23 protein-coding genes are annotated in these 25,162 nt (G+C 61.2%); 11 read left to right on the forward strand and 12 right to left on the reverse strand.

Annotation, left to right across the window (positions count from 1 at the left end; all coding sequences use genetic code 11):
• Positions 1 to 287 precede the first annotated feature (287 nt).
• Both B5G40_RS12055 and B5G40_RS12060 read left to right on the forward strand, forming a co-directional pair.
• On the forward strand, positions 288 to 1,022 hold the full coding sequence (locus tag B5G40_RS12055; RefSeq protein ID WP_087399758.1) for an N-acetylmuramoyl-L-alanine amidase family protein: 735 nt from the start codon (positions 288 to 290) through the stop codon (positions 1,020 to 1,022).
• A 1-nt stretch (position 1,023) separates the two neighbouring features.
• Positions 1,024 to 1,485 (forward strand): phage holin family protein, encoded by a 462-nt coding sequence (locus tag B5G40_RS12060; protein ID WP_087399759.1) that lies wholly within the window; start codon positions 1,024 to 1,026, stop codon positions 1,483 to 1,485.
• 70 nt (positions 1,486 to 1,555) lie between these two features.
• Here the strand turns inward: B5G40_RS12060 and B5G40_RS12065 are convergent, their stop codons facing one another.
• Positions 1,556 to 2,017, reverse strand: coding sequence for a DUF2798 domain-containing protein (locus tag B5G40_RS12065; protein ID WP_087399760.1), 462 nt, complete (start codon positions 2,015 to 2,017; stop codon positions 1,556 to 1,558).
• Positions 2,018 to 2,294: 277 nt separating this feature from the next.
• Between B5G40_RS12065 and B5G40_RS12070 the strand changes: the two genes are divergently transcribed.
• On the forward strand, positions 2,295 to 2,726 hold the full coding sequence (locus B5G40_RS12070; protein WP_087187540.1) for a MarR family winged helix-turn-helix transcriptional regulator: 432 nt from the start codon (positions 2,295 to 2,297) through the stop codon (positions 2,724 to 2,726).
• Positions 2,723 to 3,388, forward strand: a complete 666-nt coding sequence (locus B5G40_RS12075) for a YczE/YyaS/YitT family protein (protein ID WP_242959419.1) — start codon at positions 2,723 to 2,725, stop codon at positions 3,386 to 3,388. Before B5G40_RS12070 ends, B5G40_RS12075 begins: the two co-directional genes overlap by 4 nt.
• Positions 3,389 to 3,460: 72 nt before the next feature.
• Here B5G40_RS12075 and glpK read toward each other — a convergent pair whose 3' ends face one another.
• The 5 genes from glpK to B5G40_RS12100 all read right to left on the reverse strand — a co-directional run bounded on the left by glpK (position 3,461) and on the right by B5G40_RS12100 (position 8,831).
• Entirely contained in the window at positions 3,461 to 4,945 is a 1,485-nt protein-coding gene (glpK, locus tag B5G40_RS12080; protein WP_191433510.1) for a glycerol kinase GlpK, read from the reverse strand.
• Between the two features lie 33 nt (positions 4,946 to 4,978).
• Positions 4,979 to 5,323 (reverse strand): DUF1667 domain-containing protein, encoded by a 345-nt coding sequence (locus tag B5G40_RS12085; protein WP_087271059.1) that lies wholly within the window; start codon positions 5,321 to 5,323, stop codon positions 4,979 to 4,981.
• Positions 5,320 to 6,579: an NAD(P)/FAD-dependent oxidoreductase gene (locus B5G40_RS12090; protein WP_087399761.1), complete on the reverse strand. Its 1,260-nt coding sequence runs from the start codon at positions 6,577 to 6,579 to the stop codon at positions 5,320 to 5,322. The genes B5G40_RS12085 and B5G40_RS12090 overlap by 4 nt, the downstream gene beginning before the upstream one ends.
• Positions 6,572 to 8,008 carry an NAD(P)/FAD-dependent oxidoreductase gene (locus B5G40_RS12095; RefSeq protein WP_087399762.1) on the reverse strand — a complete coding sequence of 479 codons (1,437 nt, stop codon included), beginning with the start codon at positions 8,006 to 8,008 and terminating at the stop codon, positions 6,572 to 6,574. The genes B5G40_RS12090 and B5G40_RS12095 overlap by 8 nt, the downstream gene beginning before the upstream one ends.
• Positions 8,009 to 8,261: 253 nt before the next feature.
• The gene (locus tag B5G40_RS12100; protein ID WP_087271051.1) at positions 8,262 to 8,831 is read right to left on the reverse strand and encodes a glycerol-3-phosphate responsive antiterminator; all 570 of its coding nucleotides are present in this window, start codon (positions 8,829 to 8,831) and stop codon (positions 8,262 to 8,264) included.
• A gap of 45 nt (positions 8,832 to 8,876) precedes the next feature.
• Between B5G40_RS12100 and B5G40_RS12105 the strand changes: the two genes are divergently transcribed.
• Positions 8,877 to 9,110, forward strand: a complete 234-nt coding sequence (locus tag B5G40_RS12105) for a hypothetical protein (RefSeq protein WP_087399763.1) — start codon at positions 8,877 to 8,879, stop codon at positions 9,108 to 9,110.
• A 136-nt stretch (positions 9,111 to 9,246) separates the two neighbouring features.
• Positions 9,247 to 11,082 (forward strand): alpha/beta hydrolase family protein, encoded by a 1,836-nt coding sequence (locus tag B5G40_RS12110; protein ID WP_143383410.1) that lies wholly within the window; start codon positions 9,247 to 9,249, stop codon positions 11,080 to 11,082.
• A 52-nt stretch (positions 11,083 to 11,134) separates the two neighbouring features.
• Here the strand turns inward: B5G40_RS12110 and B5G40_RS12115 are convergent, their stop codons facing one another.
• The 6 genes from B5G40_RS12115 to B5G40_RS12140 form a co-directional block, all read right to left on the reverse strand.
• Positions 11,135 to 11,704, reverse strand: a complete 570-nt coding sequence (locus tag B5G40_RS12115) for a 3'-5' exonuclease (protein ID WP_087399765.1) — start codon at positions 11,702 to 11,704, stop codon at positions 11,135 to 11,137.
• A gap of 122 nt (positions 11,705 to 11,826) precedes the next feature.
• Positions 11,827 to 13,242, reverse strand: a complete 1,416-nt coding sequence (locus B5G40_RS12120) for a uracil-xanthine permease family protein (RefSeq protein WP_087329888.1) — start codon at positions 13,240 to 13,242, stop codon at positions 11,827 to 11,829.
• A 182-nt stretch (positions 13,243 to 13,424) separates the two neighbouring features.
• Positions 13,425 to 13,931, reverse strand: a complete 507-nt coding sequence (xdhC, locus tag B5G40_RS12125) for a xanthine dehydrogenase subunit XdhC (RefSeq protein WP_087187530.1) — start codon at positions 13,929 to 13,931, stop codon at positions 13,425 to 13,427.
• The gene (gene xdhB, locus B5G40_RS12130) at positions 13,924 to 14,811 is read right to left on the reverse strand and encodes a xanthine dehydrogenase subunit XdhB (RefSeq protein WP_087187529.1); all 888 of its coding nucleotides are present in this window, start codon (positions 14,809 to 14,811) and stop codon (positions 13,924 to 13,926) included. The genes xdhC and xdhB overlap by 8 nt, the downstream gene beginning before the upstream one ends.
• A gap of 16 nt (positions 14,812 to 14,827) precedes the next feature.
• Complete coding sequence (xdhA, locus tag B5G40_RS12135; protein ID WP_087399766.1) at positions 14,828 to 17,113, reverse strand: xanthine dehydrogenase subunit XdhA; 2,286 nt, start codon at positions 17,111 to 17,113, stop codon at positions 14,828 to 14,830.
• 43 nt (positions 17,114 to 17,156) lie between these two features.
• Entirely contained in the window at positions 17,157 to 17,858 is a 702-nt protein-coding gene (locus B5G40_RS12140) for a Crp/Fnr family transcriptional regulator (RefSeq protein ID WP_087187527.1), read from the reverse strand.
• Positions 17,859 to 18,231: 373 nt separating this feature from the next.
• Between B5G40_RS12140 and B5G40_RS12145 the strand changes: the two genes are divergently transcribed.
• Genes B5G40_RS12145 through B5G40_RS12165 form a run of 5 tightly spaced genes read left to right on the forward strand, consistent with a single transcriptional unit; the run spans position 18,232 to position 25,143 of the window.
• Complete coding sequence (locus B5G40_RS12145; RefSeq protein ID WP_087399767.1) at positions 18,232 to 21,252, forward strand: molybdopterin-dependent oxidoreductase; 3,021 nt, start codon at positions 18,232 to 18,234, stop codon at positions 21,250 to 21,252.
• 13 nt (positions 21,253 to 21,265) lie between these two features.
• Positions 21,266 to 22,312, forward strand: coding sequence for an ABC transporter substrate-binding protein (locus B5G40_RS12150; RefSeq protein ID WP_087399768.1), 1,047 nt, complete (start codon positions 21,266 to 21,268; stop codon positions 22,310 to 22,312).
• A complete protein-coding gene (locus B5G40_RS12155; RefSeq protein WP_087399769.1) occupies positions 22,309 to 23,328 on the forward strand; it encodes a FecCD family ABC transporter permease in 1,020 nt (339 codons plus the stop codon). The genes B5G40_RS12150 and B5G40_RS12155 overlap by 4 nt, the downstream gene beginning before the upstream one ends.
• Positions 23,318 to 24,094 carry an ABC transporter ATP-binding protein gene (locus B5G40_RS12160; protein ID WP_087399770.1) on the forward strand — a complete coding sequence of 259 codons (777 nt, stop codon included), beginning with the start codon at positions 23,318 to 23,320 and terminating at the stop codon, positions 24,092 to 24,094. The genes B5G40_RS12155 and B5G40_RS12160 overlap by 11 nt, the downstream gene beginning before the upstream one ends.
• Positions 24,095 to 24,141: 47 nt before the next feature.
• Complete coding sequence (locus B5G40_RS12165; protein ID WP_087399771.1) at positions 24,142 to 25,143, forward strand: hypothetical protein; 1,002 nt, start codon at positions 24,142 to 24,144, stop codon at positions 25,141 to 25,143.
• Positions 25,144 to 25,162: the final 19 nt, after the last annotated feature.

A 25,162-nucleotide genomic window follows, 5' to 3' on the forward strand; every position in this document is an offset into this window, starting at 1 on the left:
CCGTTACGGCTCGAGGATTTTTTTCTATGAAATGTAAAAAAGAGGATCTTTTGACAGATAGTTTGTGGTATACAAAGAAATTCTTTGCATCGGTGTATGAGAACGTACATCATCCGGCCCTGTGCGCCTATGGGTAGGAGGTGATACTATGATTCCGTTTGATAACCGGTGTATTCCCGTTGACGGTGCAATGCTGGCTGGACCTATGAGCTGTTGCTACAGGTGATTTGATATGTGCATGGATAAAAAAGACGGTGGAGACTCCGTCAGATAAGGAGGATAAATCTATGAGCAAATCCATTGTATGCCTGGATCCGGGCCACGGGCCGGGGTGTGTCAACGGCGCCCCGGACGGGAGCTACAAGGAATGTGAATTTACCTGGGACTTGTATACCCGCCTGCGACCTCTGCTGGAGGCACAGGGTATTACCGTGGTAGGCACCCGTGAGCAGGAGAGTGACTATCCCAGCCTCAGCGCCCGGGCCTCGGTGAGCAACCGGGCGGGGGCGGACCTGTTCGTCTCTCTCCACTCCAATGCCGCCGGGAGCGCCGCCCGGGGGTTTGTGGCCTTCACCTCCGCGCCCCCGGAGACGGCGGCCCGGAACAAGCTGGCAGCGGCTGTCATCAACCGCATCCACGCCGCCGGTGTGGTGCTGTGGGGCAGCGGGCTGGCCCATGAGCTGTACACGGTGCTGGCCTCCACCACCGCTCCGGCGGTCCTGCTGGAGTACGGGTTCCACACCAACGACCAGGACCTGGCCCTGCTGAAGGACACCGCCTACCGGGACAAGCTGGCCCAGGCCACCTGCGCCGGGGTCTGCGACTATCTGGGGCTGGAGGTCAAGGAGCCGGAGGGGGAGAGCGGACAGCCCAACCAGCCCGACGGCTGGGCCAGGGAGGCATGGAGCAAGGCGGCTGCCGCCGGCATCTTCGACGGCACCCGGCCCAGGGACCAGCTCACCCGGCAGGAGGCCGCCGTGGTGCTGGACCGGCTGGGGCTGCTGCCCGGGAAAGGAGCCTGACATGGAGCACATCAATTCCTTCAAGGCGGCGGTGGCCGCCGTATGCGCCGCCCTTACCGCCCTGTGGGGGTGGTTCGGCTGGGTGGTGGTGGCATGGGTGGGCTGTATGCTCATCGACTACGCCACCGGCTCCGCCGCCGCCCTGCGGGCGGGGGAGTGGTCCAGCAAGACCGCCCGGGACGGGATCTGGCACAAGCTGGGCAGCGTGGTGGCAGTCATTGTGGCGGCCATTTTGGACATGGTCATCGGCCGCCTGCTGGACAATGTGCCGGGGATGGAGTTGCCCTTTACTTACACGGTGCTGCTCTGCCCCCTGGTGGTGATCTGGTATATCCTCACCGAGGCGGGCAGTATCATTGAGAACGCCGGTGCCCTGGGAACTCCGATACCGGCTTGGCTCACCAAAATGATTGCGTCCCTGGGAGCCAAGGTGGATCAGGCGGGGGACAACCTGGAGAATTGAATACCGGATAAAAATGCCCTGTGGGCGCCGTGAGAACGGCGCCCACAGGGCATTTAGTGTGGATAAAGGGTCAGGCCTTGGCCAGCTGACGGCGGAACAGGGTGCGGAAGATCAACCGGACCAGAGGACCGCAGTAGAGCAGCTGCCAAATCAGTGCCATGGGCATATTGCAGCCGAAGGTGTGGACCCAGGTGCCGAAGCTGGGCTCTTTGAATAGCAGGGTGGCAATCAGGCTCATGGTGGGGCACATGATGCACACGATCATGGTGGAGATGGCGTAGGTAATGAACTGGGGGCGGTCGGTGGGCCGCATGAAGGAAAAGGCCAGTCTGGTGGCCAACTTTTCTACCACAAAGAACTCCAGCAGGAAGGCGATGGGCGCCATGATGGGCAGCTCATGAAGGGCCAGCAGGAAGGTCTGATTGGTAACGCCGCCGGTATTGAGAGCTACGTTGTAGACGATCATACCGTATACCATGATAACGGCCATGATAATGGTAAAGATCACATTTTGCAGTTTTGTTTTAGGCATTTGGGGTCTCCTCTCCAAACAGTTTGGACAGCAACAAAAAAGGAAAGCAACGAAACGCCCGTCTCGTTACTTTCCTTCACTGCGACTGCCTATTATAGGTTCATTTTAGCATTTTTAAAAGGCTTTCGTAAGCGTTTTTTTGCAGGCAGAGCACACAAAAATGTCTCAACGTGAGCGCTCCTTTTGTCCAAGGTGCATGGTTGACAGCAAAAGGAAATCACGCTAATATATTTGTATACAAATTGTTTGAAACAAAACTGTTTGAGGGAGGAGCCATATGGACCGCAGCTTCCACTATCTGTTGATGGCGACGCAATCGCTGTTTCAGCGCAGCGTGATGGCGGAACTGAACGGGTCTGGCCTGACGGCCGGCCAGCCCAAAGTGCTGGACTACCTGGGCCGCCACGACGGCAGCGTACAGAAAGCGATTGCGGCCGGATGCCAGATCGACCCGGCCACGCTGACCGGGCTGCTCAACCGCATGGAGGAAAAGGGCCTGATCCGGCGCTGCAATGAGGATGGCAACCGGCGGTCCCTCCACGTCTATCTGACAGAGCAGGGATGGGCCAAACAGAGAGAGGTGCGCCAGACCATGGAGCGGCAGTCGGAGGTAGTACAGGCTGGACTGAGCGAGGAACAGCGGGCTCAACTGCTGGACTGCCTCTACAAGGTGTGCGCGAATATGACCGATATGGAGGGTTTGCAGTGAGCAAAGCAGAGCTGGTCCGGAGATATGTGTTGTTTTTATTCGGACTGTTCGTCAATTCTCTGGGGATCGCCCTGACCACCAGAGCCAACCTGGGCACGTCGCCCATTACCAGCGTCCCCTATGTGCTGAGCATTCGGTTTCCCCTGTCACTGGGGATGTTTACCCTGTTTTTCAGCCTGCTGTTGATTGCCATTCAGCTGATTATCCTGGGGAAGCGTTTTCCCAAGCAGTTTTTGCTTCAGCTGCCGGTGATCCCTATCTTTTCTGTATTTATCGACCTGTCCATGGCGCTGTTCTGGTTTGTGGACCCCCAGACCTATCCCGCTAAAGTCTGCTCGCTGCTGCTGGGCTGCCTGGTGCTGGGTTTTGGTGTGTTCATTGAGGTGGCGGCCAATGTGGTCATGCTGCCGGGCGAGTGTACAGTAAAGGCCATCTCCACTCGCTGGAACACCAACTTTGGAAAGACCAAGGTGGTGGTGGATGTGACTATGGCGGCCACGGCGGCGGTGCTGGGGCTGCTGCTGTTCCACACCCTGACCGGAGTTCGGGAGGGTACCTTCATTTCTGCCCTGCTGGTGGGGACCATTGCAAGGCTGTTTGGCCGCCTGATCGGAGCGCCGGTGCAGGCATTGCTGAGGAGCCGTCAGTTGTCTCAAGCTTAAGTGCAAAAAACGTCCGGCCATGCTGTAAATCAACAGCATGGCCGGACATTTTTCTTTTTAAAATAGAAGGTTTCAGCGGCTCCAGTCCCGGCTGCGGCCCACTGCCTTGTGCCAGCCGGCCAGCAGCCGCTCCCGCTCCGGGGCGGTCATACGGGGTTCAAAGGCGGTATCGCACATCCACAGGTGGCGAATCTCGTCGGTGTCCTGCCACACATGGGCAGCCAGACCGGCCAGGTAGGCCGCGCCCAGGGCGGTGGTCTCCCGGATGGCGGGACGGCGCACCTCACGATCAATGATATCGGCTTGGAACTGCATCAGGAACTGGTCTCGGCTGGCGCCGCCATCGGCCTTCAGCTGGGTGAGAGGTACGCCGGTGTCTGACTCCATGGCGTGAACCAGATCGGCTACCTGGTAGGCAATGGATTCCTGGGCGGCCCGGATGATGTGCTCCCGGCGGGTGCCGCGGGTCAAGCCCACCAGAGTGCCCCGGGCGTACATATCCCAGTAGGGGGCACCCAGGCCGGTGAAGGCGGGCACCAGGTACACCCCGCCGTTGTCGGCGACCTTCTGGGCGTAATACTCCGCGTCTCGGCTCTCGGTGAAGAAACGCATCTCGTCCCGCAGCCACTGGATCACCGCTCCGCCCACAAAGACGGAGCCCTCCAGAGCGTATTGGACGCCGCCGTCCCGGCCCACGGCAATGGTGGTGATAAGGCCGTTGCGGCTCTCACAGGGGACCGAGCCGGTGTTCATCAGCAGGAAACAGCCGGTGCCGTAGGTGTTTTTGGCGTCGCCGGGCTCAAAGCAGGTCTGACCGAACAGAGCGGCCTGCTGGTCGCCTGCAATACCGGCGATGGGCACCTTGACGCCCTGGATTTCGGTATAGCCGTAGATCTCGCTGGAGGAGCGCACTTCGGGCAGCATGGCCTTGGGAATATCCAGGGCGTGGAGCAGGGTGTCGTCCCAGCACAGCTTATGGATATCGTAGAGCATGGTGCGGGAGGCGTTGGTCACGTCGGTGACGTGGACTGCCCCGCCGGTGAGCTTCCACAGCAGCCAGGTGTCCACCGTACCGAAGAGAATCTCGCCCCGGCGGGCCTTCTCCCGGGCTCCCTCCACATGATCCAGCATCCATTTGATCTTGGTGGCGGAGAAGTAGGCATCGGGGATCAGACCGGTGGTTTTGCGGATGTGGTCCCCCAGCCCGTCAGCCATCAGCTGATCCACAATGCCGGCGGTGCGGCGGCACTGCCACACGATGGCGTTGCAGATGGGGCGGCCGGTGGCCTTGTCCCACAAAATGGTGGTCTCCCGCTGGTTGGTGATGCCGATGGCGGCGATGTGGGCGGGGTCTACGCCGGACTGGGCGATGACCTCCATCATCACCGCGTACTGGGAGGACCAGATCTCCATGGCGTCGTGCTCCACCCAGCCCTCCTGGGGATAGATCTGGGTAAATTCCTTCTGGCTGATGCCGATGATGTTCTGCTCCCCGTCAAAGAGAATGGCCCGGGAACTGGTGGTACCCTGATCCAGGGACAGGATATACTTTTCCATAACAATGCCTCCCGATATTCCGCAGCGCTGCGGTCACAGATCGCGTGTGGCTACAAAGGAAACGCCGGTGCCGCAGACGTTGGGCACCACGATGTCGCCGGTATGAATCGGTGCGGTCAGCTCCACCCCGTCCAGACAACGGACCGCCTGCATGATCAGCGCCTTAGGAATGGGCGCGTCTGTCTTGACCGGGCAGCGGGGATGGGCCCCGCCGGTGCAGCGGACGGTGGAGGTGACCACCCGTGTGGGATGAGTCAGCTCCATTTTACCATATTCTTCGCCCCGTGGACAGCCATTTCCGGTTACCCGGTAATCCTGTTCCTCGTCGACCTTCAGGTGGCAGCCCTTGGGGCAGACAATGCAGATCAGTTCTTTCATTTGGACTCCACCTCCTGAATGGATACGGTAATGGCTTCCGAGGTCCGCTCCAGCAGGACCTTAGGCAGAACGATGTGCTCCATCTCACCGGGGGCCAGATGCTCCCGGGGGAATCGGGCAATGAGAGTATCCCCCGACTTGACAAGGATCTGACTGTCCCCACAGATTCGGTTGACCCGGAAGAAAAGGTCACAATTTTTTGCCACCCGGTTGGGCCGGATGTGCTGGGGTACGGTGTAGGTCACGCCGTCACCGGTGTGTACCTCCAGCGCGGCGGGATCGGAGGGGGCTGAGCCCAGGACGTAGTCTGCCGCAGCCGCGCCTGCTCGCTGGCTCTCGGCGGTAACAAAGTCCACCAGATCATGGACGTGGGCCACGTTGCCACAGGCAAACACGCCGGGGAGGGAGGTCTCCATATTCTCATAGACCACCGCCCCATTGGTGCGGGGATCGATGGCGATGCCCGCCTGGCGGGTCAGCTCATTTTCCGGGATCAGGCCCACCGACAGCAGCAGGGTATCGCAGTCGAATACCATCTCGGTGCCGGGAATGGGCTGGCGGCGTTCATCCACCTTGGAAACCACCACCTGCTCCACCCGGTCCCGGCCGCGGATGTCGGTGACGGTGTGGGAGAGGTAGAGGGGGATGTCGTAGTCATGGAGGCACTGGACGATGTTCCGGTTCAGGCCGCCGGAGTAGGGCATAACCTCCACACAGGCCAGCACTTTGGCACCCTCCAGAGTCATGCGGCGGGCCATGATGAGGCCGATGTCGCCGCTGCCCAAGATGACCACCCGTCGTCCCGGCAGCCAGCCCTCCATGTTGACGTATCGCTGGGCCGCTCCGGCGGTAAAGACGCCGGCAGGCCGCTGACCGGGGATGGCGATGGCTCCCCGGGTACGCTCCCGGCAGCCCATGGCCAGGATGATGGCCTTGGCCTCTTCAATGCGATAGCCGGTATCCTTGCCCACCATATGGACCTGCCGGTTCTCTGTGACGGTGAGCACCATGGTGTCCAGCCGCACCTCCACGCCGGTGTCCTCCAGCATCTTGATAAACCGTCCGGCGTATTCCGGTCCGGTGAGTTCCTCTTTAAAATAATGCAAGCCAAAGCCGTTGTGGATGCACTGGTTCAGGATGCCGCCCAGTTCCTTGTCTCGCTCCACAATGAGGATATGCTTCAGGCCCTTCTCCCAGGCGGCACAGGCGGCTGCCAGCCCAGCCGGGCCGCCGCCGATTACGATCAGATCATACATGGTCATTGCCTCCCTTCGTCTGGCTTGCCAGCAGCCAGCTGCCCGCTTTATCCTGTACAATGGTGCCGGGACTGACCTGCTGCTCCCGGGCCAGGATCTCCACCACCCGGGGCCCGCAGAAGCCGCCCTGGCACCGGCCCATGCCTGCGCCCACCCGGCGCTTCACCCCGTCCACCGAACGGGGTGGGATGGGGCTGCGGAGGGCGTCCAGAATCTCCCCTTCGGTAATGGTCTCACACCGGCAGATCACCCGGCCATAGGCGGGATTTTCCTCCACCAGCCGTGCCTTTTCCGCCGGGGACAGGTCGTGAAAGCGGACACGGCGGCGCTGACAGCAGTAGGTCTGCTTTTCTTCCAGCACCAGCCCGTCCCGCTTCAGCAGCTGGACGGCGTATTCCGCGATGGCGGGGGCGGCGGTGAGACCGGGGGAGCAGATGCCCGCCAGATCCAGAAAGCCGGGGGCAGCCAGTTCGATGATAAAATCTCCCCGGTCGGTGGAGGCTCGCACGCCGGCAAAGTTACGGATAGACTCCCGGAAGTTCACCGAGGGCACCGACTTGAGAGCGGTATTCCGTACAAAAGCCAGCCCGTCGGCGGTGGTGCCCACGTCGTCATCGGGGACTGGGTCGGCGTTGGGACCCACGATCAGGTTGCCGTGGACGGTGGGGGCCACCAGCACGCCCTTGCCGCTGGGACCGGGGCACTGGAAGATCACATGGCCCACCCGGTCCCCCTCGCTCTTGTCCAGCAGGAAATACTGACCCCGGGAGGGGTGGATGGTAAAGCTGGCGGGAGCCACCATCTCATGGATGGTCTGGGCGGACACACCAGCGGCGTTGATCACATATCGGCTGCGGAAATCACCCTGACTGGTGTGGACCAGCCAGCCGTCCTCCAGCCGTTCCAGACCGGTGACGGTGGTGTCCAGCCGGAGGTCGGCGCCGTTGCGTACGGCGGTCTCTGCCAGAGCCAGGCAGTATTCCCAGGGGGAACAGATGGCGGCGGTAGGGGCCCAGAGCGCGGCGGTTACCTGGGAGGAAAGGTTGGGGTCCATGGCCCTGGCCTGGTCGCCAGTGAGCACTTCCAAGCCGGGCACGCCGTTGTCCTGGCCACGCTGCTGGAGAGCACGGAGGGTGGCCTCCTCCTCCGGGGAGAAGGCCAGCACGAAGGAGCCGCACTGCCGGTAGGGTACGTCCAGCTTGGCACACAGTTCTTTTGCCAGGGCGGCACCCCGTACGTTGAGTTTGGCCATAAGCGTGCCAGGCTCGGGGTCATATCCGGCATGGAGAATGGCGGAGTTTGCCTTGGTGGTGCCGTCGGCTACGTCATTTTCCCGCTCCAGAACAGCTACGTTCAGACGATAGCGGGAGAACTGGAAGGCGGCCGCCGCGCCGGTAATGCCGCAGCCAATGATGAGAACGTCATACATAATAAAACCTCCTGGCATGAAACTTCATACGCCAAGAGCGCACCACGAAAACGGGCAAAGGCTTGTGGCGCATGAAGTTTATGCGCATATGGACCGTCCCGGCCCATGCGCTTTGATTTTATGGCCGTGCCGCTGAAAGCGGCACATGGCCAATTTTGCTATGCTTTTTCATAGCAAAAAAGAGCAAAACAAAGCCGCCCCGGCGGGGCCGCTTTGTTTCACTCTCATACTCCGGAAACAACGGTATCTGATTTTACATGGCCCAGACGGCGGGGTTGGTAGAGGAAACCGCCACCGCTCCGGCGCCCAGGGCGCCTGTTACATCCTCCTTATCGGAGATCAGACCGCCGGCGATGATGGGCTTTCCGGTGGTCTGGCACAGCTGCCGGATGATCTTGGGCATCAGGCCGGGCAGTACCTCCACTAAGTCAGCGGATTCCTGGGAGAAGTGGCGCTCCACGTTCTTCAGGGCCATGGAGTCCAGCAAAAAGACCCGCTGGATGGCCACCAGCCCCAGTTCTCTGGCCCGCTTGGTAAGGGCGGCCTTGGTGGAGATCACACCGTCGGCGGCGGTATACCGGGCAATAAAGTCGGCGGAGATCTCCCGGGCGGATAGTCCGTCGATGAGATCCAGATGGACAAAGGCCTTCTTATCTGCCTGATGGATGCGGGCTACCTTTTCGCCGATGGTCAGGATATCACCATAGAGCAGAAAAAGAACGGCCACATCACTTTCCAGCGCGGGCTCCAGTCCGGCGTCGTCCTTTACCGCGGCGATAACCGGCCCATCGGCCAGCAGCTCCAGTAAGCTTGTGCAATTCATGGTCATCGCCTCGTTTCGGCTCCCATACAGCGGGAGGACATAAAAATGCGCAAAGCAACCGCTGGCTGCCTTGCGCACTCTATCACTCTTCTGCACAGAGGACAGTTTCATAATAACAGGCTGAAACCAGAAATGCAAGAGAGGAGGCGGGAAAAATCAAATTTTGCAGAGAGAACCAAAATTGATATGCCCAGTTTATACAAAACTGACAAAAAATATCTGGACCACTTGACAGTCACTCGTGCATCTGGTATGTTGAAAACAGCTTTAGTACAGTAATTCAATTTCATAATGCGCATGAGTGATTGAGAAGCGCGACTGTCGGAAGGACGGTCGTGTTTTTTTGTGCTGAGGGGGTGCGGGAAAAGAGGGTTCGTCAGAGGTATGCTTTGAGTAGGAAAAGGAGGTTGTCTCAATGTCCAAAAGTAAGACAAGGAAAACTGCGATTATCCTATGTATTTCTATTATTTTGATGCTGGTGAGCGCGGTAGCTACCATGGTGATCCAGACCGGCGGAGGCAGCATTACCATCAAGGAACTCCACTGGGAAACGGACAGTGGATTCGCCATGGATGGCTGGCTCTTCATTCCTGACGGGGCCACAGCGGAAAATCCCGCTCCCGGCATCGTGACCAGCCATGGTATGTACAACAATAAGGGAATGCAGGACGCCAACTTCGTGGAGCTGGCCCGTCGGGGCTATGTGGTGTTGGCGCAGGATATGCCTTCTCACGGTGAGTCGGATAACGTAAACAACGTGGGATTGGTGACCTCCGGCCTGTATCAATCGGTAAAGGTGCTGGCCGACCTGCCCTATGTGGACAAGAGCCGTATCGGCATCACCGGCCACTCCATGGGCGGTATGTCCTGCAACGCTGCTATCGAGCTGGATAATCAGGCAGAGGAACAGCTGATTTCCGCCGTGCTGCTCAACTGTGCCGATGCTACTTATGTGGATGCCGACGGCGCCTGGACCAATATCTATGGCAGCCGTGACGCGGGTATCATGGCGGCCCAGTACGATGAGTTCTTTATGCAGGATACCGATGAAAATGGAAATACCACCCTGCCCAAGGACTACGTGCAGTACAACAATGCTCAGTCCTTCCTGTATTTTGGTACCGATCCCACGGGCCAGGAGCTGCGGCAGGCTGATACGGTGTACTATGAGACCATCGATGGACGGGAAGCTGTCCGCGTGATCTACAACCCTGCCATCACCCATCCCTGGGCCCACTTCAGCCAGCGGGCTACTAGCGCCGTTATCAGCTTCTTTGAGGAGACTCTGGGCGCGCCCAATCCGCTTCCTGCCGACGATCAGATCTGGCAGGTCAAAGAGGCCTTCAATCTGGTGGGTCTCATCGGTTTCGGTATGTTCATTACCTGCTTCACTCTGCTGATGGTGAAGACTCCCTTCTTTGCCAGCCTGGGCAGAGAAGAGCCGGTAGCGCCCAGAGCGGTCTCCGGCAAGGGCAAGGCATGGTTCTGGGGCAGCCTGCTCCTGGGTGCCATCTTTGGGTCTGCTGTGTACATCCCCATTATGCTCAATGCCAAGACCTTTACCGTATTCTATGACGGCTGGCCTCAGAGTTCCCCCTGGGGCGTGTGCCTGTGGGCGGCGGCCTGCGGCCTGTTTGCCATCCTGAGCATGGTGGTCAGCTATTTCGCCTTTGGAAAGAAGAACGGCCTGAACCTGAAAGAAGTCGGTGTCAGGATCTCCCTGCCCCAGCTGGGCAAGACCATCCTGCTGGCTGCCATCGTGATCTGCGTAGCCTTCGGCTGCGTGTTCTTCACCGACTACTTCTTCAAGGCGGACTTCCGCATCTGGGTACTGGCCGTCAAGACCTTTGCGGTTGACAAGGTTGCTGTGGCGGTGTTCCCCTATGCGGTATTCTTCCTGGTCTACTATGTGGGCAACTCCGTGGCGCTCAACTGCTTCAACTACAATGATATCGGCGGCAAGCATCGCTGGATCAACACCACCATCGTGGCGGTGGCCGCGGTCCTTCCCGCGGTGGTCCTGCTGCTGATGCAGTACCTGCCCTTCTTTGCCGGCGGGGACCTGATGTTCCGAGGCGCCAATATGCAGGTGGTCTGGCTCTTCCCCATGCTGGTGGTCCTGCCTGTGGCGGCCATCATCTCCCGCAAGATCTACCGGGCAACCAACAACCCCTATCTGCCCGGTATCATCCTGGGCATCATCGTTACCATGATCAGCTGCAGCAATACCCTGACCTGGTCCCCCACCTAACTCCTGAACCACAACAACACCCCCGGAGGTTATCTCCGGGGGTGTTGCAATTTTAAGTGGATCTTGAAGAGAGGGTGCGGACGCGGAGAAGGTCGTAAGTACGGATAAAAGGTTCTATTTTACCGCCGTTGTTCAGGCAGCGGAGCAGCACCTCTCCGCAGGCCCGGCTGTCGCTGCCGGCGTGATGGTGGTCCAGCTCCAGGGCCAGGTAGTCACACAGGGTATTCAGCCTGTGGTTGGGCAGCTGAGGGAGCAGGCGGCGGCTCATCTGACAGGTGCAGGCGTAGGGAACCGTGGGCTGCCAGACGATGCCGTAGTCCCTCAGACATTTGGCCAGCACCGACAGATCAAAGGGTGCGTTATGGGCGATGAGCAGGCCGCTTTCCATGATGGGCCTGATCTCCTGCCACAGCGCCGGAAAGGCCGGCTTTCCTGCTACCATCTCCGGTGTGATCCCCGTCAGTGAAACATTGAAGGCGTCAAAATGAGCTTCCGGGTCTACCAGTGAGTAATACTCCTGCACCACAGTGCCATTGTCTATAACGGTGATACCAATGGCGCTCATGCGGTTATTGGCGTAGTTGGGGGTTTCCACGTCAAAGGCAATGTACCGGTCTGTCATAGTTGTCCCTCTTCTCTGCGGTATTTTCCTGTCGCTATCATACCGGCTTTTTGAAAAAAAGACAAGAAGGTCAAACGGGGCCCGCACACGAATGTGCGGGCCCCGCGTTTGTATGGAGGCAATTATTTTTTTGCAGAGGTCTCTTCCGTCTTGTCCTTGGGGAGGATCAGGCTGAGCAGCAGGGAGACCACGAACACGCCGGCCACGGCGTTGCCGTTGAAGATGTCGCCCACGGCGGAGGGGAAGGCGGCAAAGAAGTTGCCGGAGGTCTGGGTCAGGCCGATGCCGATGCAGAAGGAGAGGGAGACGATGATCATGGTGCGGTCGTTGAACACGCACTCCTTAAGCATCTTGATGCCCTCATACATGATGGAGCCGAACATCATGACGGTGCAGCCGCCCAGCACCGACTGGGGCAGGGAGTTGAAGAAGGCGCCCAGCGGGGGGAAGAGGGAGGCCAGAATCAGGATCAGAGCGCCCATAAGAATGGTGAAGCGGTTGATGACGCCGGTCATGGTCACCAGGCCCACATTCTGGCTGAAAGAGGTGAGGGGCAGGCAGCCGAAGCAGCCGGAGATGGAGCTGGAGAAGCCGTCTACCGCCAGGGAGCCCTGGAGCTCCTCAATCTTCAGCTCACGTCCCAGCGCCCCCTGGGCCACAGCAGCGGTGGCGCCGGTGGTCTCCGCGGCGGAGACCAGGAACACAATGGCGATGGTAAAGAAAGCGCCGATGTCAAAAACAGGGGTGTGGCTGGTGAAGAACACCAGCTTGGGCAGGCTGAAGAAACCGACCTCGCCGATGGTCTTCTGGATGCCGGAAAAGTCCACCATAGGGGCCACTCCCGTCACAGTCAGAATAGCGGAGGCCAGATAGCCCACGATCAGACCCACCAGGATGTTCAGGTTCTTGTAGACGCCCTTCAGGCAGTAGCGGGACACCAGACACACCACTAGGGTAAAGGTACCGATAGCCAGATGGTACCAGGCGCCAAAGTCGGCCACGCCATTGCCGCCGCCCCAGGAGTCCATACCCACCGACAACAGAGACAGACCGATGGCGATGACCACGCAGGCAGACACCACGGGGGTGAGGAAGCGCTTCCAATACTTTGCGCTTAAACCCACCAGACCCTCGAAGATACCGCCTAAGATGACGGCACCCACCATACCTTCATAGCCCAGAGCGGGATTGGTGCAGATCATGAGCAGGCTGCCCAGGAAGGTGAAGCTGACACCCATGACGATGGGCAGCTTGGAGCCGATCTTCCAGATGGGATAGAGCTGTAAACAGGTGCCGATGCCGGCGGCGAACATAGCGCACTGGAGCAGTTGGGTGATCTCCGCGGGAGTGAGATGGGAATCCGTTCCCCGCACGACGGCGGCGCTGCACACGATGAGCACCGGCGCCAGGTTGGCTACAAACATGGCCAGAACGTGCTGCAGGCCAAAGGGGATGGCCTTGGACAGGGGAACCCGCCCGTTCAGTCGGTAGATGTTGTCTTCACTGACAGTTTTGACTTGTGCTTCCTTGTTTTCCATCCTTGACACCTCACTTGCAAAATAAAAAATAATTATTTCAAATACATATTTTTTTGCACAAAAGGGTGTAAAAAACCCCTTCGGTCTGAGGCCGAACTGTTTCAGAAACATTATGGCAAATCAACAGGACCGAAGGGGCGCAACATAGGAATCAGGGGATACCTGGCTTTGGGACAATAGGATTACACGGCGTCGGCCTCGGCATTTTTGCCCAGGCGGCGAAGCATGGTCTTTTTCACCGCCCGGAAGATATTCTCATATCCGGTGCACCGGCACAGGTGGCCCGACATGAGCTTGCGGATCTCATCGTCGGAGTACTCCCTGCCGGACTCCAGGATCTCGGCGGCGCTCATGATGAAGCCGGGGGTGCAGAAGCCGCACTGGACGGCAGCCTCGTCGATGAAGGCCTGCTGGATGTCGGAGATCTCACCGTTGGGACCGGCCAGCCCCTCCAGGGTGAGGATCTCCTTGCCGTCGGCCCACACCGCAAGATAGATGCAGGAGTTGAAGCACTCCCCATTGACCAGCACGTTGCAGGCGCCGCACTCACCAACCTCGCAGCCCTTTTTGACGCTGGTGAGCCGGTAGTCGTCCCGCAGCATATCGGTGAGGGAGGCCCGCACGTCGATCATCTTCTCCACCTGCTTGCCGTTGATGGTGCAGCGGACCAGCTTATACTGATTACTCATGGATCACACCTCCTGCCAGACGAATGGATTCGGTCAGGGCCCGCTCGGCCAGTGCCACGGCAATGTGCTGGCGGAAGTCCTTGGCGGCTCGCCAGCTGTCACGGGGATTGATGTCCTCCAGCACGGTTTGGGCAAAGGCCTTGATCTCTGCCTTGGTGGTGGGCTTGCCTTTGGCATATGCCTCGGCGGTGACAGCCCGCATGGGAACCGGTCCCGCCACGCCGTAGGCGATACGGACGTCCTCCATGGTGCTCTTGTCCGCCGACAGCTTCACATTCACCGAGCAGCCGGTAGTGGCAATGTCCATGGCGTTGCGCATGGCGTACTTGATGTAATGGCCCTCGTAGCCCTCATAGGCGGCCTTGGGGATGACAATGGCGGTCTGGAGTTCGCCGGGGCGCAGGTCTACCTGACCGGCCTTGATGTAGAAGTCCTGGATGGGGATGCGCCGCACGCCCTCCGGCCCGGTGATCTCGATGATGGCGTCCCAGGCGAACAGGGTGGAGGCCGAGTCGGCGGAGGTGACGCCGTTACAGGTGTTGCCGCCGATGGTGCCGATGTTGCGGATCTGGGGGCCGCCCACCTGGTCCACCGCCTGACCCAGCACATTGATGTGGGCCTGGATGATGGGGTCCTTGGTGATGTGGGAGAAGCTGGTGAGGGAGCCGATGCGGATGGCGCCGTCCTCCTCAAAGGACACCCCCCGCAGTTCGTCCAGACCATAGATGCTGACCAGCTCCTTGCCGGCCCGTTTGCCCTCCCGGATCTGGACCAGCACGTCGCTGCCGCCGGCAATGATCTGGGCCTCGGGATGTTCCAGCAGCAGCTGGACGGCATGAACTACGCTCTCTGCCTCGTAAAGGGCTTTGATATCATACATGGCCGGGAGCCTCCTTTCAAATCAGTCCCTCTTCCTTGAAGCGGCGGAAGAGGATGTGGGGATTGACGGGCGCCTCGTTCACAAAGACGCCGGTGGCCTGATAGACGGCGTTGCGGATGGCGGGAGCCACCGAGCAGGTGGGCGGCTCGCCCAGGGCCTTGGTGCCGAAGGCGCTGGTGGGCTCGGGATTCTCCACGAAGAAGGCCCGCAGCCGGGGATGGTCCATAAAGGTGGACAGCTTGTAGTCCAGCAGGTTGTTGTTCAAAGCCTTGCCGCTCTTGGGATCGAAAAGCAGCTTCTCCGACAGGCCGAAGCCGATGCCCATGCTCATGCCACCGTGGACCTGAGCCTCCGCTAGGGCGGGGTTGATGATGGTGCCGGCGTCATGGACGTTGACCAGATCCAGCAGCTTCACCTTGCACATGGGGATATCCACCTCCACCTCGGCGAAGGTACAGCCGAAGGAGTAGGCGTTGGATTTGATCTGGGCGGTGCTCTCGGCGGTGAGGTGCTGGCTGTGGGTCAGGCTGTACAGGGCCTCGGTGGCCAGGTCGCCCAGAGTCATCAGTACCCGGCCGTCGGTGATACGAACGATATTGCCGTCGATGATGTCCAGGTTGTAGGGAGGCATCCGGGTCAGCTCATGGGCATAATTGAGGATACGCTCTTTCAGAAGAGAGCCGGTCTGCCGGATGGCAAAGCCGGCGGTATAGGTCTGGCGGGAGGCGTAAGCGCCGGTGCCGAAGGGGGTGACGTCGGTATCCTGGCAGGAGACCACATGGACCTTTTCCAGGGGAACGCCCACCACGTCGGCGGTCATCTGTGAGAAGGCGGTATCGGCACCCTGGCCGATCTCAGTTTCGCCCACCTGGACCTGGAGGGAGCCGTCCTGGTTGAGAACCATCCGGCAGGAGGAGGTCTCCAGAGAGATGGGCCACACAGCGGTGTTGTACCAGAACACTGCCATGCCGATGCCCCGGCGGATGTCGCCGGTCTGGTTCTGGTAGGCCTTATATTTCCGCAGGTAATCGGTGACCTCCATGCCCTTGTCCATACACTGATTGAAGGTATCGGCATACAGCTCGTTTTTGGAGAAGGGATCGGTGTAGCCCACCGGCATCAGGTTCTTCCGCCGGAAGGCGATGGGGTCCACTCCCAGCTTGGCGGCGACCTCCTCGGTGTGGCACTCGGCGGCCCACATGGCCTGGGGAATGCCGTAGCCCCGCATGGCGCCGGCCACCGATTTGTTGGTAAAGACGGTGTAGGCGTCCACCTCCACGTTGTCGCAGGGGTAGAGCTGGGGGAAGGCACCGGCGCCCTTGGCGCAGATGCTGTGTCCGTGGGAGGCGTAGGCACCCTGATCGGAGAAGGCCTCCAGCTTGCGGGCGGCGTAGGTGCCGTCGGGCCGCACCCAGGAGATGATGTGGCTGCGGATGGCGTGGCGCACCCGGGTAGAGACGAAGGTGTCCTCACGGGGCACGTCCAGCTTCACCAGGTGGCCCCCCAGCTGCATACACAGCCAGGCGCACAGGGGCTCGTAGAGCACATCCTGCTTGTTGCCGAAGCCGCCGCCGATGTAGGGCTTGATGACCTGGATCTTGCCCCACTCGATGCCCAGAGCCTGACCCACCACCCGGCGGACGATGTGGGGGATCTGGGTGGAGGTGACGATCTTGATCCGGTCGCCGTTCATCTCGGCGTAGCAGATGAAGTTTTCAATGTGGCAGTGCTGGACGGTGGGGGTCTCGTACCAGCCCTCCACCTTGATGAGGCCGGGCTCCTTGATGGCCTCCTCGTAGTTGCCCTTGCGGATGGTGGTGTGCTTGAGGATGTTGTTGGGGTAGGCCTCGTGGAGCTGGGGAGCGCCATCTTTCATGGCCTCCAGCACATCCAGCACGAAGGGGTACTCCTCATACTCCACCTTAATGGCCCGGAGCGCCTGGGCGGCGGCTACCTCGTCCTCCGCCACCACCGCGGCGATGTCGTCGCCGTAGAAGCGGACCCGTTCGGTCAGTACCAGCCGGTCGGCTACATCCTGGTGACTCTCGTCGGTGGACCAGGGGTGTCCGGCGGTGGGGAAGTAGTGCTTCTCCTTCAGGTCAAAGCAGGTAAAGACTTTGACCACGCCGGGGATGGCCTCCGCCGCGGAAGTGTCGATGGACTTCACCCGGCCGTTTGCAATGGTGGCGTGCAGGACCTGGGCCACATAGGCGCCCTTGTCGCACAGATCGTCCGTATATCGGGTGCGCCCGATAACTTTGTCATAGGCGTCCACACGGGTGGCTTTCTTTCCTACATACATGGCGCGTTCCTCCTGTCTGTCAGTTGATTGTCTGGGCCTGGATTCAGCCGTTGACGTGATGCTCGATGTGAGATTTCATGCGTCGGTAACCGTCCTCGGTGATGATGATTTTGCCTCGCTGGACCCGGATCAGGCCAAGCTCTTCCAACTTTTGAATGCTGCGGTCCAGGGTCTTGACGGAAAAGCCAATCTCGTCCGAGATCTGAGCCCTGGTCTGCTTCAGCTCCAGTTGCTGGGGTGTAGGGATACGCTGCTCGAATTTGCGGATCAGATGGACCATCAGCCGATCCTTGCCCTCCATAAAGAGATACTTCCGGGCTTCGGCGGTCTGGGTGATGAGACGGCGCATATTCTCCTGGGTCCGCAGAAAGAGGGCGTCCACGTCCATCCGCATCCAGTCCATATAGGCGTCTGCCGGAATGGAGAGCACCCGGCATTTGGTGGATGCCACAATGCTGATGCGGTACTGAGGCAGTCCGGCGAAACACTCGATTTCGCCAAAGAAGTCCCCCGGCCCGAAATCCTTGAAGGAATAGGGCCGCTCGTGCATGGGCCACTCCACGCCGGTCACCTTGCCGGAGAGGATCACAAAGATATGAGTACACTCTGTGCCGGCCTTAATAAAGGTCCGGTCTGCCTCTATATCGATCAGGGTCATGTAGTATTTGACTTCTTCGGTACAGTTCCGGAACAGAAACTCCATGTAGCTTCGTTTCTGTGGAGGGAGCTCCTTAAAAATATCCACAAGACTGCACCTCCTTGGTTGTATTATATCGTTACATTCCTACAAAAGAAAAGGTCATGTGTCTTATTTTTTTATTTTTTCTGTGAAAGCGGTCAAATTGCCTTTGGAGGTCTCCGGGAATGTGGATGAAACCGTACCCATCTGTTGAGGAAAGAATGGGGCGGTGCACGTGGGACTTCCCGAAAACGGGAGGAGAGGGTAACATTGACAAACAAAAAATGAAATGATACAATGAGTTTAATTTCCGGGACCTTTCGTTTTGCAAAGGAGACTGGTATATGGATGGGACCTTTGTCGAGATGCAGATGCAGCGGAAGACCGCTGTGGAATTGCGCAGTGACAAAGGCCCTTTTTTGTTGGGGGAGGGTTTGGTATGAAGCGGATCTGGCTGGTGGGGATGCTACTGCTGGCAGCGGTAATGCTGTCTGGCTGCCGGGAGGAACTGCCCGACATTGACAATAGTACCATTGACTTTTCCACCTCGGAGTACAAACATATCACCAACGGCGGCGTCACCGAGGATGAGAAACTGCCCTACAATATAGACGCAATCACCGGCGCCACTTTGACGGTGGAGGGACCGGGGGTGGTGTCCTCCACGCCTCTGTCCATCCGGGAACTGGAGAACCGGACGGAGGGCCTTTTCCGGGGGGCCTACGAGGACAGCAGCGGCGTGCGGATCTACGAGGGCGTGGACCTGTATACTGTGCTCTATGAGATGACGGGCGGGGACAGCGGCATTTTCCTCACCGATACCGCCACCCATGTGGAACTGAAGGACTGCAACCGCAACACCCTGGCCGTCATTCCGCTGGACCAGGTGGCCCAGGCCAGCCAGGAGGGCCGTCCCATCCTGCTGGCCTACGGGGTGGGCAAGACCGACGGTTCCCTGGCTGCCCCCTTCGTCTTTGACGCCAAGGCGGAGGGGGAGCACTCCCTGGGCTATGTGGACGAGCTGGACAACGAGGACGGCTGCCTCCGGCTGGTGTACGATCTGGATCGGTGGGAGGCGGAGGGGGACTATAAGACCTTCTCCAACGTGGCCTACCTCTATGTCCGGGAGGGGGAGGAGCCGGGCTACAAGCACGACGGCGGCCCCTACGGCAGCGCCGACTACGGAGAGTACATCCTCACCTTCCGGGGCGACGCCCTGGGGGCGGAGCTGGACCTGACGGTGTCCCAGCTGGAGGCCCTGGTGCGCTACGATGAGAATGGGGAGCCCCAGGAGGGCGGACTGGGCTGGCGGGACAGCTACAGCCTGGCCAACAACGCCTACTGGTATGTAAACGAGTATGAGGGGCTGGACCTGTACCGGCTGCTGTGCTACCTGGGCATGGACAGCGCTGAGGAGCTGGGACGGGCGGAATCCCGCACCACCATCGTTACCTTCCAGGCCGCCGACGGCCGCCTGTCTCCCGAGTCCTTCTCGGTGGAGGCCCTGTCCTACCCGGACGCTTTCGGCTTCTACAACAAAAACGCCGCCGACCCCGGGGACGGCAGCTATGTGCCCACCAACGCCGATTTGGTGGATACCGGATACCCGGTGCTGCTGGCCTACGGCGTCAACCGCTACCCCTACACCGTGGACCGGGGGGACGAGGGCTATCTGTCCGGCCTGGCCAACAGCGGCGGCCCCATGCGGGTGGTGTTCGGAAAGACCCAGTACAACCACGCCAACGGCTCCAACCAGGTGCAATATGTGAGCCAGGTCATCGTGGGGGAGGACGTACTCTATCAGACCCACCTGTACGCAGACGACCCGGACTGCCGTGCCCTGGCGGAGGAATCCGTCCGGCTGGAGGTGGTGGACGAGGAAGGCAAGCAGCTGCTGGAGCGCACCCTGTCGGTGGGCCAGGTGGAAAACCTGGTCTACGGCGAGGGGGCCGACCGAGCCTCCGCGTCGGTGAAGGACCGCTATCAGCGGCCTGACCAGCCGGACCAGTCCGACGTCTACGAGGGCGTGAGCTTGGAATATCTGCTGATGGACTACGCCGGCCTGCCGGGGACGGTGGGAAGCGTCACCTTCTCCGGCGGCGGGGAGGAGGTCACCGTGTCTCTGGAGGACCTGTTCCTGCCCGGCTATAACAGCGCCACCGGCAAGAGCGGCCTGCTGCCCATGCTGGCCTTTGCCAAGAACGGCGCGCCCCTGGTGGGGGCGGCGGGAGATGAGGGCTACACCGAGAGCCTGCCTCTGTATCCCACGGACAGCCAGGACCCGGCCACCTACTGGGTGGACAACCAGGGCGGCCCGCTGACGGTGCTGCTGCCCGCCCAAGGGGAGGCGGAGGCCCGGCAGATCTGCGGTGTCACCTCCATTCGGGTGGAGCTGGAGCCGGACCCATACGCTCATCTGGAGGGGGAGGCCGCCGCTCTGGCGGACCGGACCGTGACCCTGTCCGGCCCCGGCCTGACCCAGGAGCTGACCCTCACCGTGGCGGAGCTGGAGAGTCGACAGACCCAGACCAAGACCATGGATTTCAGTCTGTTGGATCAGGATGGCCTGACCCAGCAGCGGTACCGGGGCATCCCGGTGTATCAGCTGCTCACCGAGGCTGGGCTGTGTAACAACGCCGGGGAGGTGACGGTGACCTCCGCCGACGGCACCAGCGTCACCCTGCCACTATCCCTGCTGAAGGGCGTCAATTACACCAACTACGCCGCCCCGGAGAAGCAGCCGGTGTGTGCTCTGCTGGCCTATGGTACCGGTCCGGTGGACGGACAGGGGGGAGCCCCTCTGACGGAGGAGACCGGCGGTCCCCTGAAGCTGGTGGTGCCTATGGACGGGGAGGACGCGGAAAACGGGGAACTGTGGGTGGAGAATGTGGTGTCCATCCAGGTGTCGGCCAACCAGGTGGATACCTGGAGCCACGCCATGAGCGATGTGTACAGCGAATTTTTGGACGACACCATGACTCTCACCATCCGCAACGACGACCACGAGTGGACCCGGGACTATACGGTGGAACAGCTGGAGGCCATGGATAGCCTCATCGTCCGGGACGACTACGCCGTGCTGGAGCTGGGCACCTGCGAGGGCATCGACCTGTGGGGTCTGGTGCTCCAGGAGGCGGGGGATGTGCCCGGCATCGACCAGCCGGTGTCGGTAACGGCCTATGCCTCCGACGGCTATAAAAATGACCTGCTCAGCGTCTTTGCCATGGACGGACTGGAGCAGGGGGTGCTGGACCCGGAGGGCCAGCGGAAGAAGATCATCATTGCCTACGCCATCAACGGTGCGCCCCTGGTGGACGAGGAGAGCCACGAGGGCTATACCGGCACTGCGGGCAACAGCAGCGGGCCCTTGCGCATCATTGCCGAGACGGTGCAGGGGGCATCGGTGAAGTATTTCAACAAGCTGGTGGTAACGGTGCCGGGCAGCGGCCCCATCGGGTAAGGAGGGAGCAGATATGATCAAGCATAACGGGAAATCACTCTGCGCCCTGCTGCTGGCCGTCCTGCTGACCCTGAACCTGTGCGCCTGCGGCGGCCAGTCCCAGGAGTCTCCCGCTCCCACGGGGGAGACCGTTACCGACGGGGCGGGCCGGACCCTGGCCCTGCCGGAGGAACCGGCGGAGGAGAAGATTGCCTCGGTGTACGGTACGGCGGTGCCCTTCCTGGTGGCTTTGGGCCTGTCGGAGCAGGTGGTGGCGGTCAATGCCAAGTCCTCCTTCTGGACCGACGCGGTGCCCGCCCTGGACGAGGCGGGCACGGTGGGCCGGGGCGTGGTGGACCTGGAGGCCCTGGCGGCCAGCGGGGCCACCGTGCTGGTCCACCGGGCCAATGACAGCGAGACGGTGGAGGCGGTGGAGCGGCTGGGCCTCGACGTGGTGTGCATCTCCGGGGAGGACCTGGAGGGAATCTACCAGACCCTCCGGCTGCTGGGGACCTACTTCGGCCGGGAGGACCGGGCGGAGGAGGTCATCGCCTGGATGGAGGGCAAATTTGAGACCATCGACGAGATCGTGGCCGACATCCCCCAGGAGGAGCGGGTCACCGCGCTGGTGATGGGCAGCGAGCCGGGCCGTATTGCCGGGGGGGATATGCTCCAGTCCTGGATGATCGAAAAGGCGGGGGGCATCAGCGTCTCCGCCCAGGTGACCAACGACAGCAACTGGATGAACGTGGGGGTGGAGACGGTGTTCTCCTGGGACCCCCAGTACCTCTTCTGTACCAGCTCGGCGGCCCTGGACTACCGGCCGGAGGAGCTGCTCACCGATCCGGCCTGGAGCGCTCTGGCGGCGGTGGAGGACGGGCGGGTGTACCAGATTCCCGCCCGTATCGACACCTGGGATATGCCGGGGGTGGCCAGTGTGCTGGGTACCTTCTGGATGCTCCATACCATGTATCCGGATGCCTTCTCCACCCAGGAACTGGAGGCGGAGATCCAGGACTACTATACCTTCCTCTTCGGCCGCACCTTTGACGCGGACTATCTGGGGTATACGCTGACATGAGGGGACGGAAAAGAAGTCCATGGCTCATCCCTCTGCTGGCGGTGCTGCTGCCGGTGGGGGCGGTGCTGGCGGTGTGTGTGGGAAAGTATCCGGTGACGCCTTGGGAGAGTTTGAGGGTGCTGTGGGGGGCCCTGACCGGCGGCGGGTCCGCCGAGGAGATGACCGCCAATGTGGTGCTGGGCCTGCGGGTCCCCCGCATCCTGGCCAGCATCCTGGTGGGAGGAGCCCTGTCGGTCTCCGGCGCGGCCTACCAGGGCGTGTTCCAAAACCCGCTAATCTCCCCGGACTTTCTGGGGGTGTCGGGAGGCGCCTGCGTGGGGGCGGCGGCGGCCATCCTCCTCTCCCTCACCAGCGGCTGGATCCAGCTCTTTGCCTTTGCCGGCGGCCTGCTGGCGGTGGGCCTGACGGTGGCCCTGCCCCTGCTGCTGCGCAGCCGGGCCAACCTGATGCTGGTGCTCTCGGGCATCATCGTGGGGTCGGCCATGTCCTCCCTGCTGGGCTTTCTCAAATACACCGCCGACCCGGAGACCCAGTTGGCTGCCATCACCTACTGGACCATGGGCGGCTTCAACTATCTGGCCCTGGAGGACCTGCTGCCCGCCCTGCCCTTCCTGCTTGTCCCGGCGGTGGTGCTTATCCTCATGGGATGGCGTATTGACGTGCTGTCCATGGGGGAGACCGAGGCCCGGGCCCTGGGCCTGCCGGTGAGCGCGGTGCGGGGCACGGTGATCCTGTGCGCCACCCTCCTCACCGCCTCGTCGGTGTGTTTGGCGGGTACCATCAGCTGGGTGGGCCTCACCATCCCCCATTTGGGCCGGATGCTGGCCGGGCCGGGCCACACCAGGCTGCTGCCGGTGTCCGCCCTGCTGGGCGGGCTGTTCCTGCTGGTGGTGGACACCCTCACCCGCACCATCGGGGCGGAGGAGATGCCGGTGAGCATCCTCACCGGACTGGTGGGGGCTCCCTTCTACGGCTGGCTGCTGTGGCGGCAAAGGAGGGCGGGCCATGCTCTATGAAATCCATGATCTGAATTTTTCCTACCCCGGCGGTCCCCCGGTGCTGGAGCAGGTATGTCTCACCTTGAAGGAGGGGGAGATTTTGACGGTGCTGGGCCCCAACGGCGCGGGCAAGAGCACCCTCCTCAACTGCATGATGGGCCTGCTGCCCACCCAGGCAGGAGCCGTCCGCCTGTGCGGGCGGGACATCACCGCCATGAGCGAGCGGGAGATCGCCAGGCTGACGGGCTATGTACCACAGAACCACACCCCGGTCTTTGACTACTCCGTGCTGGAGTTTGTACTCATGGGCCGGGCGGCCCTCCTTTCACCCCTGGCCCGGCCGGGGCCGGAGGACCGGCGGGAGGCGGAAAAGGCACTGGAGGCCATGGGCCTTTCCCATCTGGCCCACCGGCCCTACACCGACATCAGCGGCGGCGAGCGGCAGCAGGCCACCGTGGCCCGGGCCATCGTCCGCCACCCCAAGGTGGTGCTCTTTGACGAGCCCACCGCCCACCTGGACTTCGGCAACCAGCTGCGGGTGCTGCGAATGGTCCGCCGTCTGTCGGAGGAGGGCTACGCCACGGTGGTCACCACCCACAATCCGGACCATGCCATCCTGCTGGGAGGGACGGCGGCAGTGCTGGACCGCCAGGGCTGTCTGCGCTCCGGACCGGCGGAGGAGCTGCTCACTGAGGAGCTGCTGCGGCAAATCTATGACACCCAGCTGCTGGTGCGCTACAACCAGGAGCTGGGCCGGCGGGTGTGCCTCTACCCGCCTCTTTGACAGGTACTCGATCCCATTGGGATGAGAATAGAAAAGGAGAGATGGAAATGAAACGAATGACCGCATTGCTGCTGTCCCTCGCCATGCTGCTGGTGCTGTGCGCCTGCGGCGGGGAGACCGGAACGCCCGACACCCAGACTCCCGCCGGCACTACGCCGGTGGTGGAGAGCCCCCAGACCGGCGGGGAGCCCACGGCGGAGGAAGTGAAGGGAGTTACCATTCCTTCCTTCACCATCAACGTGGGCGGCACCGACATCACCAACGAGACCATGGCGGAGTATCCGGTGTATCAGGTCCAGGCCACCTCGGTGAACAGCGCCGGGACCGAATCCACCTGCGTCTATGTGGGCTTTGCCCTGTCTGACGTGCTGGCCGCCGCCGGTGTGGAGAGCTACACCACCGTCACCGCCGCTGCCGACGACGGCTACGAGGTGGAGGTGGATCAGGCCACCGCCGCCGCACCTACCACATTGGTGGCCATCTCCAAGGACGGAGAGCAGTTCAAGAGCTCCCCCTGGTTTGCCCCTTGCTCCTCCGGCACCACCGGCGACTACCTGAAGGGCATGGTGGCCATCGCCGTGGACGGCGGCGAGACCCAGCAGCCCGCTCAGAGCGGCGAATCCGGCGGTGAGACCGGCGGCGTGCCCGAGATCCAGGACCGCACCGACAAGGTGGAGTTTGCGCCCTATTCCTTCCTGGTGAACGGCACGGAGGTGACCAACGATACCCTGGCGGGGCTGAGCATCTACAAGATCGATGCCACCGTCACCAACAGCGCCGGGGAGACCTCCACCTCCACCTACACCGGCTATCGGCTCAGTGATGTGCTGGCCGCCTGCGGCGCGGAGGGTTATACCAGCGTGAAGGCGGTGGCCAACGACGGCTACGAGACCGAGCTGGATCTGGAGAGCGCCGACAGCGAATATACCCTGCTGGCCATCGAGAAGGACAAGGAGACCGGCGAGGAGGGCACCGTCTGGGTGGCGCCATGCCTGGAGACCTCCTCCAAAGCCTACTGCAAGCTGGTGATGGAGATCGTGGCCCAGTGATCTGGGACCAACAGGGCCG

Source organism: Flavonifractor sp. An9 (assembly GCF_002161245.1).
GTDB lineage: Bacteria > Bacillota > Clostridia > Oscillospirales > Oscillospiraceae > Flavonifractor > Flavonifractor avicola.

Bases quoted from the DNA above. Each gene is read 5' to 3' on its own strand.
- B5G40_RS12055 (WP_087399758.1), top strand. From the start codon at position 288: ATGAGCAAATCCATTGTATGCCTGGATCCGGGCCACGGGCCGGGGTGT.
- B5G40_RS12060 (WP_087399759.1), top strand. From the start codon at position 1,024: ATGGAGCACATCAATTCCTTCAAGGCGGCGGTGGCCGCCGTATGCGCC.
- B5G40_RS12065 (WP_087399760.1), bottom strand. From the start codon at position 2,017: ATGCCTAAAACAAAACTGCAAAATGTGATCTTTACCATTATCATGGCC.
- B5G40_RS12070 (WP_087187540.1), top strand. From the start codon at position 2,295: ATGGACCGCAGCTTCCACTATCTGTTGATGGCGACGCAATCGCTGTTT.
- glpK (WP_191433510.1), bottom strand. From the start codon at position 4,945: ATGGAAAAGTATATCCTGTCCCTGGATCAGGGTACCACCAGTTCCCGG.
- B5G40_RS12085 (WP_087271059.1), bottom strand. From the start codon at position 5,323: ATGAAAGAACTGATCTGCATTGTCTGCCCCAAGGGCTGCCACCTGAAG.
- B5G40_RS12090 (WP_087399761.1), bottom strand. From the start codon at position 6,579: ATGTATGATCTGATCGTAATCGGCGGCGGCCCGGCTGGGCTGGCAGCC.
- B5G40_RS12095 (WP_087399762.1), bottom strand. From the start codon at position 8,008: ATGTATGACGTTCTCATCATTGGCTGCGGCATTACCGGCGCGGCGGCC.
- B5G40_RS12100 (WP_087271051.1), bottom strand. From the start codon at position 8,831: ATGAATTGCACAAGCTTACTGGAGCTGCTGGCCGATGGGCCGGTTATC.
- B5G40_RS12105 (WP_087399763.1), top strand. From the start codon at position 8,877: ATGCGCAAAGCAACCGCTGGCTGCCTTGCGCACTCTATCACTCTTCTG.
- B5G40_RS12110 (WP_143383410.1), top strand. From the start codon at position 9,247: ATGTCCAAAAGTAAGACAAGGAAAACTGCGATTATCCTATGTATTTCT.
- B5G40_RS12115 (WP_087399765.1), bottom strand. From the start codon at position 11,704: ATGACAGACCGGTACATTGCCTTTGACGTGGAAACCCCCAACTACGCC.
- B5G40_RS12120 (WP_087329888.1), bottom strand. From the start codon at position 13,242: ATGGAAAACAAGGAAGCACAAGTCAAAACTGTCAGTGAAGACAACATC.
- xdhC (WP_087187530.1), bottom strand. From the start codon at position 13,931: ATGAGTAATCAGTATAAGCTGGTCCGCTGCACCATCAACGGCAAGCAG.
- xdhB (WP_087187529.1), bottom strand. From the start codon at position 14,811: ATGTATGATATCAAAGCCCTTTACGAGGCAGAGAGCGTAGTTCATGCC.
- xdhA (WP_087399766.1), bottom strand. From the start codon at position 17,113: ATGTATGTAGGAAAGAAAGCCACCCGTGTGGACGCCTATGACAAAGTT.
- B5G40_RS12145 (WP_087399767.1), top strand. From the start codon at position 18,232: ATGAAGCGGATCTGGCTGGTGGGGATGCTACTGCTGGCAGCGGTAATG.
- B5G40_RS12150 (WP_087399768.1), top strand. From the start codon at position 21,266: ATGATCAAGCATAACGGGAAATCACTCTGCGCCCTGCTGCTGGCCGTC.
- B5G40_RS12155 (WP_087399769.1), top strand. From the start codon at position 22,309: ATGAGGGGACGGAAAAGAAGTCCATGGCTCATCCCTCTGCTGGCGGTG.
- B5G40_RS12160 (WP_087399770.1), top strand. From the start codon at position 23,318: ATGCTCTATGAAATCCATGATCTGAATTTTTCCTACCCCGGCGGTCCC.
- B5G40_RS12165 (WP_087399771.1), top strand. From the start codon at position 24,142: ATGAAACGAATGACCGCATTGCTGCTGTCCCTCGCCATGCTGCTGGTG.